Source organism: Aeromonas sp. 600886, assembly GCF_049174935.1.
GTDB classification, from domain to species: domain Bacteria; phylum Pseudomonadota; class Gammaproteobacteria; order Enterobacterales; family Aeromonadaceae; genus Aeromonas; species Aeromonas veronii_A.
Map to the genome: position 1 here is coordinate 1 of NZ_JAAKUB010000001.1, position 14,969 is coordinate 14,969.

Annotated in this window: 10 protein-coding genes; 5 read left to right on the plus strand and 5 right to left on the minus strand. The window is 57.2% G+C overall.

What is annotated here, in order from left to right; translation table 11 throughout:
* The first annotated feature begins 333 nt into the window (after positions 1–333).
* From G5179_RS00005 to G5179_RS00025, 5 genes are all read left to right on the plus strand, one after another.
* On the plus strand, positions 334–969 hold the full coding sequence (locus G5179_RS00005) for a YitT family protein (protein ID WP_234933221.1): 636 nt from the start codon (positions 334–336) through the stop codon (positions 967–969).
* A 264-nt stretch (positions 970–1,233) separates the two neighbouring features.
* A complete protein-coding gene (gene guaB / locus G5179_RS00010) occupies positions 1,234–2,697 on the plus strand; it encodes an IMP dehydrogenase (protein WP_005345006.1) in 1,464 nt (487 codons plus the stop codon).
* A gap of 84 nt (positions 2,698–2,781) precedes the next feature.
* A complete protein-coding gene (gene guaA / locus G5179_RS00015; RefSeq protein ID WP_149153088.1) occupies positions 2,782–4,371 on the plus strand; it encodes a glutamine-hydrolyzing GMP synthase in 1,590 nt (529 codons plus the stop codon).
* Between the two features lie 379 nt (positions 4,372–4,750).
* The gene (locus tag G5179_RS00020; RefSeq protein ID WP_005337011.1) at positions 4,751–5,023 is read left to right on the plus strand and encodes a hypothetical protein; all 273 of its coding nucleotides are present in this window, start codon (positions 4,751–4,753) and stop codon (positions 5,021–5,023) included.
* Between the two features lie 163 nt (positions 5,024–5,186).
* A complete protein-coding gene (locus tag G5179_RS00025) occupies positions 5,187–8,138 on the plus strand; it encodes a KAP family NTPase (protein WP_421257591.1) in 2,952 nt (983 codons plus the stop codon).
* A gap of 244 nt (positions 8,139–8,382) precedes the next feature.
* Here G5179_RS00025 and G5179_RS00030 read toward each other — a convergent pair whose 3' ends face one another.
* The 5 genes from G5179_RS00030 to G5179_RS00050 all read right to left on the minus strand — a co-directional run bounded on the left by G5179_RS00030 (position 8,383) and on the right by G5179_RS00050 (position 14,775).
* Entirely contained in the window at positions 8,383–9,210 is an 828-nt protein-coding gene (locus G5179_RS00030; RefSeq protein ID WP_421257592.1) for a bifunctional transcriptional activator/DNA repair enzyme AdaA, read from the minus strand.
* 51 nt (positions 9,211–9,261) lie between these two features.
* On the minus strand, positions 9,262–10,026 hold the full coding sequence (locus tag G5179_RS00035) for an SDR family oxidoreductase (protein WP_421257593.1): 765 nt from the start codon (positions 10,024–10,026) through the stop codon (positions 9,262–9,264).
* A gap of 382 nt (positions 10,027–10,408) precedes the next feature.
* Complete coding sequence (locus tag G5179_RS00040; RefSeq protein ID WP_421257755.1) at positions 10,409–11,449, minus strand: lipocalin-like domain-containing protein; 1,041 nt, start codon at positions 11,447–11,449, stop codon at positions 10,409–10,411.
* Between the two features lie 185 nt (positions 11,450–11,634).
* A complete protein-coding gene (locus G5179_RS00045; RefSeq protein WP_421257594.1) occupies positions 11,635–14,064 on the minus strand; it encodes an FtsX-like permease family protein in 2,430 nt (809 codons plus the stop codon).
* A gap of 30 nt (positions 14,065–14,094) precedes the next feature.
* Positions 14,095–14,775, minus strand: a complete 681-nt coding sequence (locus tag G5179_RS00050; protein WP_421257595.1) for an ABC transporter ATP-binding protein — start codon at positions 14,773–14,775, stop codon at positions 14,095–14,097.
* Between the last annotated feature and the right edge of the window lie 194 nt (positions 14,776–14,969).

Genomic DNA, 14,969 nt, shown 5'->3' on the forward strand with positions numbered 1-14,969 from the left:
CCCGATGCGGTACATAGAGGGTTCTGAGTAGAAAAATGCTAGTTGAAAATGTGTAAACCTATTTCAGGACTAGACATGGTCAAACATGCTGATGCAGCCTGATGTTTGTCCCATGAATGGGTGTGTTGCTCCTGTCATAGGCAGAATGTCGGAATTTAAATTTGATTTTTCAGCTTATCCTGGATGCTTGTGTTGATTGGCGCTTTTTTTGCTGAGTCTTGTGATGTCGGCAGGGGGACCGGCAGGGGAAATGGCCAGGGCGCCCGAGTATGCCGACCCCTTCGGCCCAGTGACTGGTGCCCTGATGTCACAGCAAACATGGAAAGGAGTCATATGGAAAGTGAAATGACCATGTCGCCCGTGCCGGCGACCAAAGCCCTGGCCCACACCCTCAAGGACGATGTTTACGGCATGGTGCTCGGGGTCATGTTTATCGCGGTCGGTCTCAACCTGCTCAAGTGTTCCGGCATGATCACCGGTGGCATCGCGGGCATCGCCCTGCTGCTCGCCCATGTCAGCAGTTTGCCCATCGGGGTTCTGTTCTTCATGGTCAACATGCCCTTCATGGTGTTTTGTTACTTCACCATGGGGCGCGCCTTCACCATCAAGACGCTGATCGTCAACGTTACCCTCTCGGCGGCCACCCAGGCGGTACCGCTGCTGCTGACGGTGAGCTATGTCCACCCACTGTTTGCCGCCTTGGTAGGGGGGACCTTTCTCGGCATGGGGGTGTTGTCTCTGGCGCGCCACAATGCCTCCGTAGGTGGCACCGGGGTGGTAACGCTCTGGCTGCAACGGCGCGTTGGCATCAACGCGGGAAAGAGCCAGATGGTGCTTGATGTGCTGGTGTTTGCACTCTCCCTGCTCACCTTGCCACTGCCCTTGCTGCTCTGGTCCACCCTGAGTGCGCTGGCGATGAACGCCATGCTGATGAATTGGCACAAGCCAGGTCGCTATCAGGGAAACTGAACACCCGGCTGCACATAATTGGATCATTGAAAATGCTGTTCCGGGAGGTTGGAGGGAGAAAGGGGCTCAACGACAAAAAAGATCATCTTGTCGTGAAAAAAGGCATGATTACAGCTGAATTTATTAGTTTTTTGCGCCGTTGGCCGCCTAAAAGAGGGCTATGCCATAAAAAATTCAAAAAACTTCTTTACCAGTGACCAATGCGTGAGTAAACTTCGTCGGCAATATTTTACACCCCCACTTCCTCAACGGTGAGATATTGCCATGCTCAGGATTGCCAAAGAAGCGTTAACCTTCGACGATGTACTGTTGGTTCCCGCCCACTCCGAAGTTCTTCCCAATACTGCCGATCTGCGTACCAAGCTGACCTCCGCCATCAGCTTGAACATCCCGATGATCTCCGCTGCCATGGACACAGTGACCGAAGCCCGTCTGGCTATCGCACTGGCCCAGGAAGGCGGTATCGGCTTTATCCACAAGAACATGTCCATCGAGCAGCAGGCTGCCGAAGTGCGCAAGGTCAAGAAGTACGAGAGCGGTGTTGTCACTGACCCCGTCACCGTGCGCCCTGACATGACCATCGCCCAAATCAAGGAGCTGAGCCACAAGAATGGCTTCGCCGGTTACCCCGTGGTGACTGACGGCAATCAGCTGGTCGGTATCATCACCGGCCGTGACGTGCGCTTCGTGATTGACCTCTCCCAGACCGTTGAACAGATCATGACCCAGAAAGATCGTCTGGTCACCGTGCGTGAAGGTGCCCCTCGCGAAGAGGTGGTAGCCCTGATGCAAAAGCACCGTATCGAAAAAGTGCTGGTGGTGAACGGCGACTTCAAACTCAAGGGCATGATCACCGTTAAAGATTTCCAGAAAGCCGAGCGCAAGCCGCACGCCTGTAAAGATGACAAGGGTCGTCTGCGGGTCGGGGCTGCGGTCGGTGCCGGTGCTGGCAACGAAGAGCGCGTCGCTGCGCTGGTAGAAGCCGGTGTAGACGTGCTGCTGATCGACTCCTCCCACGGCCACTCCCAGGGCGTGTTGGATCGCATCAAGGCCACTCGCGACGCCTATCCGGATCTGCAGATCATCGGTGGCAACGTGGCGACCGCCGCGGGCGCCAAGGCGCTGGCTGCTGCCGGTGTCAACGCCGTCAAGGTCGGTATCGGCCCGGGCTCCATCTGTACTACCCGTATCGTGACCGGCGTGGGCGTGCCCCAGATCACCGCCATCTCCGACGCCGTTGACGCGCTGGAAGGCACCGGTATTCCGGTGATTGCCGATGGCGGTATCCGCTTCTCCGGCGACATTGCCAAGGCCATTGCCGCGGGCGCCAGCTGCGTCATGGTAGGTTCCATGTTCGCCGGTACTGAAGAAGCGCCGGGCGAGATCGAGCTCTATCAGGGTCGCTCCTTCAAATCCTACCGTGGTATGGGTTCCCTGGGCGCCATGTCCAAAGGCTCCAGCGACCGCTACTTCCAGACCGACAACGCCGCCGACAAGCTGGTGCCGGAAGGCATCGAAGGTCGCGTGCCGTACAAGGGTCGCCTCAAAGAGATCATCCACCAGCAGATGGGCGGCCTGCGCTCCTCCATGGGCCTGACCGGCAGCGCCACCATCGACGACATGCGCACTAAAGCTGAATTTGTGCGCATCTCCGGCGCCGGGATGAAAGAGTCCCACGTCCACGATGTGACCATTACCAAAGAAGCCCCCAACTATCGGATGGGCTGATAAAACGGGGCCCTGCGCCCCGTTTTTCCACCCTTTTTTTATCCCGTGCCCTTTGTGACAACATCAGCCTGATGCAGGAATAAAATGACTAAAGACATTCACCAGCACCGTATCCTTATCCTCGACTTCGGTTCCCAGTACACCCAGCTGATCGCCCGCCGCGTGCGCGAAATCGGCGTTTACTGCGAACTGTGGGCCTGGGACGTAACCGAAGAGCAGATCCGCGAATTCAATCCGAGCGGCATCATCCTCTCCGGCGGCCCCGAGTCCGTCACCGAAGCCGGCAGCCCGCGCGCCCCCGAGTATGTGTTCAACGCCGGTGTCCCTGTGTTCGGTATCTGCTACGGCATGCAGACCATGGCCGAGCAGCTGGGTGGCAAGGTGCAATCCTCCACCGAGCGTGAATTCGGTTACGCCAAGGTGGAAGTGCTGGGCGAAGCTGGCAAGAGCAGCGCTCTCTTGCGCAACATCGAAGATGCCATCGCCGACAACGGCAATGCCCTGCTGGATGTCTGGATGAGCCACGGTGACAAGGTCACCACCATTCCGGCCGACTTCACCACCATCGCCCAAACCCCGACCTGCCCGCACGCAGCCATGGCCAACGAAGCCAAGCGTTTCTACGGCGTGCAGTTCCACCCGGAAGTGACCCACACCCGTCAGGGTGCCCGCATGCTGGAGCACTTCGTCAAAGACATCTGCGGTTGCGAATGCCTCTGGACCCCGGCCACCATCATCGACGACGCTGTTGCCCGCATCCGCGAGCAGGTGGGTGACGATGAAGTGATCCTCGGCCTCTCCGGCGGTGTCGACTCCTCCGTGGTCGCCATGCTGGTGCACCGTGCCATCGGCGATCGCCTGACCTGCGTCTTCGTTGACAACGGTCTGCTGCGCCTGAACGAAGGCACCCAGGTGATGGAGATGTTTGGTGACCACTTTGGTCTGAACATCATCAAGGTTGAAGCGGAAGAGCGCTTCCTCTCTGCCCTGGCCGGTGTTGACGAGCCGGAAGCCAAGCGCAAGATCATCGGCCGCGTCTTCGTTGAAGTGTTCGACGACGAAGCGAAAAAGCTGAAAAACGCCAAGTGGCTGGCACAAGGCACCATCTATCCGGACGTTATCGAATCTGCTGCCAGCAAGACCGGCAAGGCCCACGTCATCAAGTCTCACCACAACGTCGGCGGCCTGCCGGAAGAGATGAAGATGGGTCTGGTCGAGCCGCTGCGCGAGCTGTTCAAAGACGAAGTGCGCCGCGTTGGTCTCGAGCTGGGTCTGCCCTACGACATGCTCTACCGTCACCCGTTCCCGGGTCCGGGTCTGGGCGTGCGCGTCCTTGGCGAAGTGAAGAAAGAGTACTGTGATATTCTGCGCCGCGCCGATGCGGTCTTTATCGAAGAGCTGCGCAAAGCCGACCTCTACAACCAGGTCAGCCAGGCGTTCGCCGTCTTCCTGCCGGTGCGCTCCGTTGGTGTGATGGGCGATGGTCGCAAATATGACTGGGTCATTGCGCTTCGCGCCGTCGAGACCATCGACTTTATGACCGCCCACTGGGCTCACCTGCCGTACGACTTCCTCGGTCACGTATCGAACCGCATCATCAACGAGATCAACGGTATCTCCCGCGTGGTGTACGACGTCTCCGGCAAGCCGCCCGCAACCATCGAATGGGAATAAGCGGCTCGCGCCCTTCTACCCTTCGAGCATAAAAATGCAAAAAGACGCCCTTGAGGCGTCTTTTCTTTTCTCAATCGTTTGCGCCACACATCTTCTTTTTTCGAGCAGCTTTTTTGCCACCTTGCCCCTGTCATATGTGACAGGGGCATTTTTGCCATCCCGCACTAGGCTCTCTCATGCCAATTGAGCCTGCTATCAACAGCAGCTCGTGGCTGGGGGGAGGGCTGAGCCAGTTGCAGATAGCTGCGCAAACGGGCCCATCGTTATCGCGCCAACCGGCAGTGATGACACCCCGGTGGAGACCGGAAACCACTTGAATCAACGGGGCGCAGCCCGAACGGCCAAACGAGTCGGGATCATAGAGCACGGAGAGTTTGATATGTCAGAACAAGCAGTGTTGGTGGGTGGATGGACCGCATATCACAAGCTGACCGCCGAGGATCAGGCGGTATTTGATCAGGCGCTGAAAGGATTTGTCGGGGTGCAGTATGTACCCTTTGAAGTCTCCACCCAGGTGGTGGCTGGCACCAACTACCGCTTCAAGTGCAAGAGCACTGTGCCACTTGCCAAACCAATCCATGGCGAAGCCGTGGTGCAGATCTTCAAATCACTGGACGGGGATGCCCATATCACCTCCATCACCCCGATCTGATTGCGTTGCGGGGCAAGGCGGGGAGGGGGAGAGATCTCCTAACCGGTTTGCTCCAGACTCCAGATAAAAGAAAAGACGCCTTAGGGCGTCTTTTCTTTTTCCAATTGTTCGTGTGGTAAAGTGTCTTTCCTAAGACAGCAAGTCACATAGAAAGGAGAAGTCGATGGCGAGTAAACCTTCGGCGATGAAGATGCCCGAGTTATTGGTTTTCGCGAGGATGCTCTTTATTGGCTTTGTTGGAGCTGAAGTTGCACGTATCTTTTTCCTCTTGGGAAATAGCTTCGCACTGCAAATTGTAGACGTTTCTCTATACCTAAAGGCAATTGGAATAATAACTGGTTTAGGTATCTGTCTGCTTTACGCTGTCAAGCGAAATACTCATTTGACAACTATGCGTATAGTTCGTAGTTATCGTATTGATTTACTTGCAGGTGTAGTTATTGGCGCTTGGTCAAGCAATTTAGCCTCACCTTGGCTTGCAAAGCTACATGCAGCGTTCAAATCCGCTGACCCACATTGGGCTCCTGCTATTCTTATTTTTTTCTGCGTTATGTTTCTCTCACCAATTTTGCAAAGTAGAACACGCGCTGGAAAACAGACGTCTCAGCTCTATTTCATAGCAGATGAGGAAATTGATGATAAAAGGGACGATCTCCTGACAAACGAACTTCAGGCTAAGTCTTTTGCTGAGACTGTGCTTGCATGTGACTCCCATCCAGGGTTGGTCTTTGGGGTTGATGGTCCATGGGGTGTAGGTAAAACAAGTTTTATTAATCTGGTTGAGCGTTATTGGGAAGATGCTGGTGACAAGGTTCTTGTTTGTCGATTCGAGCCGTTACGCTATGCCTCTGAACCTGATCTTGCTGACCGCCTAATTCGCGATCTATCCGCGGTGATTCAAGACAAGGTATTTTCGCCAGAATTTAGACCGGCAGCTTCTAGATATTCCCGTCTCATAAAAGGAAAAGCAGATGTTTCATTCTTCGGGTTCAAGCTTTCGCTAGAGCCTTCTCAGGAAACGATCGATGAACTTCTCGATGACATTGATGATGTTTTGCGCCGCATCGATCGACGTGTAATAATCGTAATTGATGATCTAGACCGTTTGGACACGAAAACGATAAATAATGTTTTATTCGCAACGCGGAGGACGTTCAAGTTATCTCAGGCAACATATGTTCTTTGCTATGATACGGAAGTTCTTACTGGGAAAAATGAGGAAGGGGAAAGAGCACGCGAGTTTTTGGAGAAATTTGTAACAGTCAAGCTAAGCCTATTCGTTGATAGCTCTAGTCTTTGCGATTTTTTGCGACGTGATTGGGCGCGCGATGAAAACAAGCTTGGTTCGGTACCCTCTGACACTATGATAAAACTAGGTGTCGTCCTCAACGAATTAGCGGATATTCTAGGGAGTAACTTGGCGGCAAATTATCAACCGTTAGTTGGAAATTTGCGTAAACTAAAACGATTTGTTAATGCGATGCTCTTGATGCAGATAGAGAAAACTGACTTGGGTAGAACAGACTTTCATAAGCGTGATCTTATCAACCTGATGTTATTGCATTTGAATTACCCCGGGCTGTTTCGACGTATATATGCAGAAGAAACAGAAGGACGAAGCGGTTCTTTCTCATTACGACGAGAATACGGAGATAAAGAGTTCAAAAACGCCGAGACGTTTGCTCTATTAAAGGATGAAGTACCGCCTCCTGCTTGGTTCTTGTTATCCCAGTTATTTGACAAAAATATTTTGGATAACGGCTTCGGTAGTAATGTAGATGAGGCAGAGCGTCGAACTAGGGCGTGCTTTAATAGTGGTGGCTTTAGGAATTTAGAGGCATACCTCAAACTCATTGTTCGGTTTGCTACGCCAGAACCACAACAGACATTTATCCTGTACCAAAATGCAGTGGCACGGGTCAAAAATGGGGAGGAGATTGCTTTAATACTAACAACACCATATTTTGAGTTGGCGTGTGGTGAGTATTCTCATGATCAGTTTTGGCGGGTTTTAGTCAATCAATCTCATGAACTCACTAATATACAAGCAGAAGGCGCTATAGATGCGCTTATTGAGTATATACCATACTACTCATCATTTAATAATGGCGATCAGGGGTTACGTCAGCGAGCCATTTACTCTTTATTGCGATTATTGGATAATGTTGGTTGGGGAAGAGGGTCTGGTCGGCGTTTATCAAACATTAATGAAAATATTATAGAGATAGCGTGGCGGCTATTTGGAGAATATACCTATAAAGGTAATGGTATACTGGAAAAACTTATAAGTTCTGAGCGTGGTGTCCTTGGTTGGTATGACCTCATGATATTCAGACTTGAGTGCTCGGCTGATCGTGGTGGGCAGCTTTACAATTTACAGAGAGCACTTATTATACATCAGAATAATAGTGCGTCCACTTCAGGATTAGTCAGCGATCTAGCTTTGATAGAGATGAGGAAACTCTCACAGAATATATTTTCCATATTCAAGCGAACTTATATTGACAAGCAGCGTAACTTTTTTGCTGAGGTCGATGATGTATCTGTAGAGGTGTTTCTTGGTGTTGCTTTTATGGAAAAAATCGAAGACGCATTACAAGAACCTCTATTATCAGAAGAAAACTCATTATCTCGAAGAGTTGCTATTACACGTAATATAATCAAAGTATTTGTTATCTATCAACTTAGTAACACGAATCCCCCCAATGGCTCAGGCGTAGGTTGTGGATATTATGATGAGCGTGAGAGTGGTGATAATGGTGGGATTGCCAAGTTGATGAATAACTACGTATTTGATGTTTGCTTCAATCCCGAGACCGATAGAGAAAACATATTTTTCTTCCTTGATTATTGTTTGTCACAACTTAGCAGTACATTCTTTTCTGGGAGTGATGACGACGCCTACATTGCAACCAGAGAAAAACTTCCAGGTGGTTTAAATCCAGTTGCTATGGGTAAATATTGGGCTAAATATCGCGAGCTAATCCGAGGACTTCAGCTAAATACTAGAGAGAGATGTGTTTTTACATCAAATTATACAGCCTTCTATCGTGATGATCTTGATGGAGTATTCGCAGTGCTTGATGAACTGGCTGCGGAATGTTCTGTGTCATGATTGATTACTCGTTACAGTACCGTAGGGGCAATGAATTTGCATTCTACGTGTTTCGTTAATCCGCAGGGGTGAGGTGGCTGAGCCCCGAGCTTGGCCAAAGCAACAAAAGGGGCGATCTGCGCCCCGATTCTTCTGATCTCCCTGCTTTATACCGCCGCACGCTTGTCTGGCGCTGCCTGATTGTCTGCTGACTCATTACCAAGATTCCTGTTTTCCTCATCAGGCGGGCAGAAAAAGCCCACCTTCACTCATACCTCGCCGCTTCCCAGGCGTGTATCGCCTGTTTGCGGGTCTCGCCCCAGTGATAGCCGCCGAGTTTGCCATTTTGCTGGATGACCCGGTGGCAGGGGATCATCAAGGCGACGGGGTTGGCGCCCACCGCCAGTCCCACGGCGCGGGCGGCTTTGGGATTGCCGACGGCGCTTGCCACCTGGGCGTAGCTCACCACCTTGGCGGGCGGGATCTGCAGCAGCGCCCGCCAGACGCTGATCTGAAAGTTGGTGCCGCTCACGTGCAAGGAGATGGGGCGATCCGGCGCCTTGCTGCCATCGAACATGGTGTGGATGACCCCTTGGGTACGTGATGGCGCTTCTTGCAGCCTTGCCGCAGGCCAGTGCTGGGCGAGGGTGGCCAGCGGCGCCTCTGGGGCCTTTTCATCGAGAAACGAGAAGTTGCACACCCCCCGCGGGGTCAGGGCGACGAACGCCTGGCCGAAGGGGGTGTCGTGCACCCCGTGATCGATAACCAGCCCGGCCCCGCGCTGTTTGTACTCGCCCGGCGTCACCGCTTCGAGTTGCACGAAGTGATCGTAGAGCCGCGAGCCGCTGCTAAGGCCCAGGGTATCGGCCACCTCAAGCAGCGGGCGCGACTCCAGCAGCAGCGCCTTGGCCCGCTCCAGGGTCAGCACCTGCAGATAGCGTTTGGGCGTCACTCCGGCCCAACGGCTGAACAGCCGCTGAAAGTGAAAGGGACTTAAGTGAACGTGCGCCGCTATCTCGTCCAGAGTGGGCTGGCGTTCCACCTGACTTGCGATAAAACGGATGGCATCGGCGATGCGGGCGTAATCAGACATAAGGCGCTCTCACGATAAGTTTGCGGTCGCAGGGTGTTGGGGGCGACAAGGTCATGTGCGACAAATTGATACCCCACCATCTGCCAGCAGGGCAATGCCGGTGGTAAAACTGGATGCATCGGACGCGAGATAGAGGGCCGAGCGGGCGATCTCCTCCGGTTGGGCCAGCCGTTTGAGGGCATGCATATTCTGCACAAAGGCGAGACTCTCTGGCGTATTGGCAAAAGCCCGCCCCATGGGGGTGTCGGTGCCCCCCGGCAGCAGGGCGTTGACCCGCACCCCCTGTGCCCCATACTCGGCGGCCAGCACCCGGGTCAGGCCGATGAGGCCCGCCTTGCTCGCCGCATAGGCCGCCATGCCGGGCAACCCCAGGGTATGGCCGACAAAGGTGGAGGTAAAGATAAGCGAGCCGCCGCCACGTGCCAGCATGGCGGGGACCTGGTACTTGGCCCCCACAAAGGCGCTGGTGAGATTGGTATCCAGCGTTTCTTGCCACTGCGTCAGCTCAAGCTGCTCTACGCTGCCCGGCGTGCCAGTGGTACCGGCGTTGTTGAAGGCGATATCGAGCCCGCCGAAACGGGTTAACGCGAGATCAACAAGAGCGCGGGCGTAAGTCTCGCTTTTCACATCTCCCGCCAGACTTACCGCCTGGCCCCCCTCATGGCGGATCTCCTCCACCAGCAGGTCCAGCTCGGGCTGGCGGCGGGCACCGACGACGACGCTGGCTCCCTCCCAGGCAAACAGGATGGCGCTGGCGCGACCGATGCCGGAGCTGGCGCCGGTGATAATGGCGACCTTGTTGGACAGTAATGACATGGCAGTTCCCTCGCTGGTGTGTTGTGCGCCAAATCAGTGGGGCACAGGGTTGGCTGTGGGTTGGAACCCCAATAGGTTCCAACCGACTTGGGTTTGGCCCCCACTATGGCAACCACTCCTTGCCGGGACGACCCGAATCTTGCTCTCTTTCTCTCCAAGTCGTTTTGCTACATGTCGATACAGGCCTTTGCGGCAACAAAAGGGGCGAACTGAGCCCCGAATTCTTTATCATGCCCCCTTTAAAATCGCCGGATCCAGGTGCGGCGCGCCCTGTGTGCTGCAGTGAGGGGCGAGAGCCCCGGCGCCATGGTGGCTGCGTGCATCATCAAGCCTGCCTGGCAGGGCATTGACGGCGATTGCAATCAACAGACACGCTCCTGGATCAATAGCCCGTCATCTCCAGATAGCCGACACCTTGAGCATCTCCCGAGACAGAGACAGCTCCCTCCCAGTAGTCAAAGCGACCTGTCATGGCCTGATTGGGCTGACGGGCTTTGATGGTGAGGCTCATACCGGCGGCGTTTAGCTGCCACTCGACGGGGTAGGGTTGGCCTTTGGGACCGCGCCAGCTCTTGCCCGGCATAAAGCGGATCTGCTCCGGGTTCAGCACCTGACTGCTGCCGTCGCGCTCAATCAAGATGCCGTAGCGGTTCTCCGGCTCGGTGCGTCCCGATTTGGTGCGCAGGCGAAACAGCATCAGCTCGCGGCCATCGGCCAGTTGCAGTGAAAACCAGTCCCAGCCCGATTGCCACTCGGCCAATACCGAGCTGCTCCACTCGTGATCAAACCAGCCTTGTCCGGTGACGGTGCGGGTCTCGCCATCGCGAGTCAGGGTGCCGCGAAGAGTGAGGCGCGGGTAGGAGTAGTAAAAGGAGGCGTTGCCCGGGCTCTTCTCGCTGTAACCGGCCTTGCCTTGCAGCACCAGCGGCTTGGCGGCAGTGACGGTGAGGTTCAGTTCACCAATCTTGCTCTGCACCTTGAGGGTGGCGGGGAAGAGCGCAGCCCCTTGCGAGGCAAGCCGCCACTCCCTGAGCCAATATTGGCCGCCGCTGGCCCCCGCCAGTCCTGGCCCCTGCCGACTGGCCCGTTCATCTTGCTGGTGGCTGCCACGGTCGAGATCCGTGATGGCAAATTGGGCCAGCCAGAGCTGGGGGGTGAGCCAGGGGTTGCCGATGCGAAGATCTTGCTCGATCCCTTGGCGAAACAGGGTCCACTGCATGCCATATTCACGCCCCTGTTCATCCTTGAGGTTGCCGGTGAGATACCACCACTCGGAGCGGTAATCGGGGTGGGCGGCGTGATCCTCCGGCAGTTTGATGGTTTGCCCCGGCAGCACCTTTTTAAAGCTGTCGTTGCCACCGCCGAGCAGGGCGCCCAGATCGCTGGCCTGCGCGTTGCCAATCATGGCAATCAGCGGGAGCAAGAGGGTGGCGAGCCACAGGAACCGTAAAGAGGACAAGCTTCCCCTCACCCTGGCCCTCTCCCGAAGGGAGAGGGGATGGTTCAATGCCGCACTGTGATCTTCTTTGCGCTGAAGAAGGGGCGGAGAGAGGGACGTGGTTAATGGGAGCTTCAAGCTATGGCTGAGCCAGTGCGCTAACCGATATGTCATACCACTCTCCTTGCCGCATACCAGGATGCCAATGCCCCACATACCGGTGCCAGCAACAGGGCGGTGACGGCATGGAGGGGGGCGGCCTCGAAGGCGAGGCGCCAGCCAAAGGCGCGGGTGTTAACCACCTCGATCAGCACCCAGGCAAGGCCATATCCCACCGGCAGGGCCAGTAGGGCAGTGAGCAGCCCCAATCCAGCCCCTTGCCACACCAGCAGCTGGCGGCAGTGGCGGGGGCTCAAACCCAGACTCTGCAAGGTCTGCAGCTCGCCACGGCGCGCCAGCCCCAGCACCATAAAGGCCGAACCAATGCCGACAAAGGCGATGCCAAGGATCAGCAGTTTCAATAGCTCGGTCACCACAAAGGTCTGGTCAAACACCTTGAGCGCCGCGCTGTGAATAGCAGGGGCGGAGAGCAGATTGAGCTGCTCGCCATAGCGCTCGCGCAGGCGGTCGGCCAGCTGTTCGGGGTCGTTGCTAAAGAGGGCGAGGGATTGCACCGCCCCGGCCTCGAAGGCGTGCAGGATCTGCCCCTTGTCGCTGCCGTAGTCCTGATAGACGCCGGTGACGGTGAACTGCCTTGGCCCCTGCTCGCCGCTCACCTCAAGGGTCTGGCCCACCTTGACCCCGAGGCGCACCGTCAACGGTTCGCTCGCCAGCACCTCGTCAGGGCGGGTTGGCCAGCGTCCGGCCAGCAGCGGATAGGCCGCTTTAAGCTGGGGGATAAAGTCCATCTGCGCCCACTCGATGGGCTGCCCCCGCCAGCGGGCAGGGTGCACCGAGCGGCGCGAGGCGGCGCTTACCAGCGGGTTGACGAGCAGGGTCTCGAGGGTGGCGTCGCTCAAAGTGCCCTTGTTGCCCGCCACCCCTTTGGGGGCGGTGACATAGAGATCGGCGGCCAGACGCTGGCCGAGCCAGATCTCCACGCTGGAGCGAAAGCTCGACACCATGACCCCGATGCCGATGGCCGCCGCGATGGCGAGCTGCAACGCCATCACCGCGATGGCGGTGCGGTCGAGGTGATAGAGGGTCTCGGCCACCCCGAGCCGGGCGGTGAGGGGGCCGCCCGCGCGCCGTCGCAGCCAGCCAAGCAGGCCGCGCAGGGCATCGGGCAGCCAGAGTGCCATGGCCAGCAGCCAGCCGCCGGCGATAAAAAGGGCGCCGGTCAGACCTGTTTGCGGCAACCACAGGCACAGAGCGCACAGCAGCAAGATGGCGATGGCCAGCACGCGCCGTCGCCACCGGTGAGCGGGGGGACGGCTGCTTCCCGCTCGCAGTTCGAGGGGGGATTGGCGCAGCAGTTGCCACCAGCCGGGCAGGTTGGCGGCCAGCGTGCCGAACAGCCCGATCAACAGCGCCTTGAGCAGGCTGACAGGGGAGAGGCGCAACAGATCAATGGGGTTGGGCCCATAGAGATCGGCCAGCGCCTGGGTCAGTTGCCCCATCAAGGCGAGCGCCAACAGGCTGCCGAGCAGCACCCCGAGCAGGGTGCCGATGGTGGCAAGAATAAGCAGCTCCAGAATGAGCCAGCGCAGCACCCGACTCGGCCCCATCCCCAGAATGATCAACTGGGCCAGCTGGGGGCGGCGCACGCTCTGCACAAATCGCTGGGCGTTGAACACCAGAAACAATCCCACCGCCATAGCGAGCAGTGACAGCGCCGTCAGGTTAAGGGCCAGCGCATCGCCAAGCTGGCTGGCATCGAGCGCCGGGCTGATGGGTTCAAGCCACAAAGGCTGGTTAGGGTAACGGGTGTGCAGGGTGGCCTGCAGGGTGCGAGCCTCTGGTTCGCTTAGCTTGAAGACGATGCGATCGAGCCGACCCGCTTTGCCCAGCAGCGGTTGGGCGAGGCCAATATCGGTTATCAGCAGTCGCTCCATGGGCACGGCGCCCGGCTCGAAGGTGCCCGCCAGCGTCAGGGTCAGGGGGCGGGCGCTGGCGCCATCGCTGCCGCCCAAGACAAAACGGCGGCTCTGGCCCGCTTGCCAGCCAAGGCGATCTGCCTCGGGGGTCGCCAGCCAGATGCTGTCGGCGCGGTTGAGGGAAAAGGCGGGCTCGTTCGCGGGTTGGGCGCCAAACAGCTGGCGCAGGGGGCCGGGGTTGAAGAGATCCATTCCCAGCAGTTGAAAGCTGCGCCCCTCTTCATCCTTGAGCCAGCCATGGAGCTGGGGCATGGCATCGAGGGCGGGCTGGCTGGTCACCAGTTGCACGTAAAGCTGCTCATCCAGCCCGCCAGCGGGGGCCAGCCGGTAGTTGGCTTCCCCTGCCAGCTGGCTGCGGGCGGCGACGAAGTTGGTGCGGGCACTGTGATTGAGCAGCTCGATGGCCACCACCAGCGATACCCCCAATACCAGCCCGGCCAGACTCATCAGTAGCAACCAGGGGTGACTGCGATAGAGGCGCAGCAGCGCTTTGAGTGGCAGCATCAGCGTGTCTCCGGTTGGCGCAGTTGCCGCTTAGTCATGACGTGGCCCCTTGAGCTCGATAAGTTGCCCCCCTTCAAGGCGCAGCACCCTGTCGGCCAGCGCGGCGTAGGCCGGGTTGTGGCTCACCAGCAGCAAGCCTGCGCCTGTGTCCCGCACCGTCGCCACCATTAGCGCCATCACCTGTTCGGCATTGTGCTCATCGAGGCTGCCGGTGGGTTCGTCGGCGAGCAGCCAACTGGGTTGATGGATAAGGGCGCGGGCCAGCGCCACCCGCTGACGCTGACCGCCGGAGAGCAGCTCCGGCCAGGCATGGCGCTTGTGGCTCATATCGAGCCGCTGCAGCAACTGGTCAATCTTTGTCTCATCCGGTGGCAGAGCGTTGATGGCCAGCGGCAGGGCCAGATTCTCGGCCACGTTCAGGGTCGGCAGCAGGTTGAAATCCTGATAGACGATACCGAAATGGCGGCCCCGCAGGCGCGCCCGCTCGTCGGGGGAGCGGGTGTCGATCCGGGTCTCCCCCAGCCAGATCTCCCCTTCATCCGGTGCAATCAGCCCGGCGATCAGATTGAGCAGGGTGGACTTGCCGCAGCCGCTTTGGCCCAGCAGCAGGGTGATCTCGCCTGCGGGGAGGGCGAGATCGAGATGGTGGAACAGCGGCAGTCGTTCACTGCCGTTATCGAAGCTCTTGCAGAGGTTGCGCAGGGTCAGCATGGGATAACCGTTTGATGGTCAATGGCTTTCATCATGCTTGGTACGCTAGCACGGCCAGCATTGATCAACACCCCTTACGGTTGATCAAGAGTGCCAGTTAGTGATCAAGGCGGCAAAAGAGCAGTGGATCCTCGCTGGATCCCGCTTGCCCGAGGTGGTTAGAATAGGGGCTTCCATGGGTCACAGGATGAGCA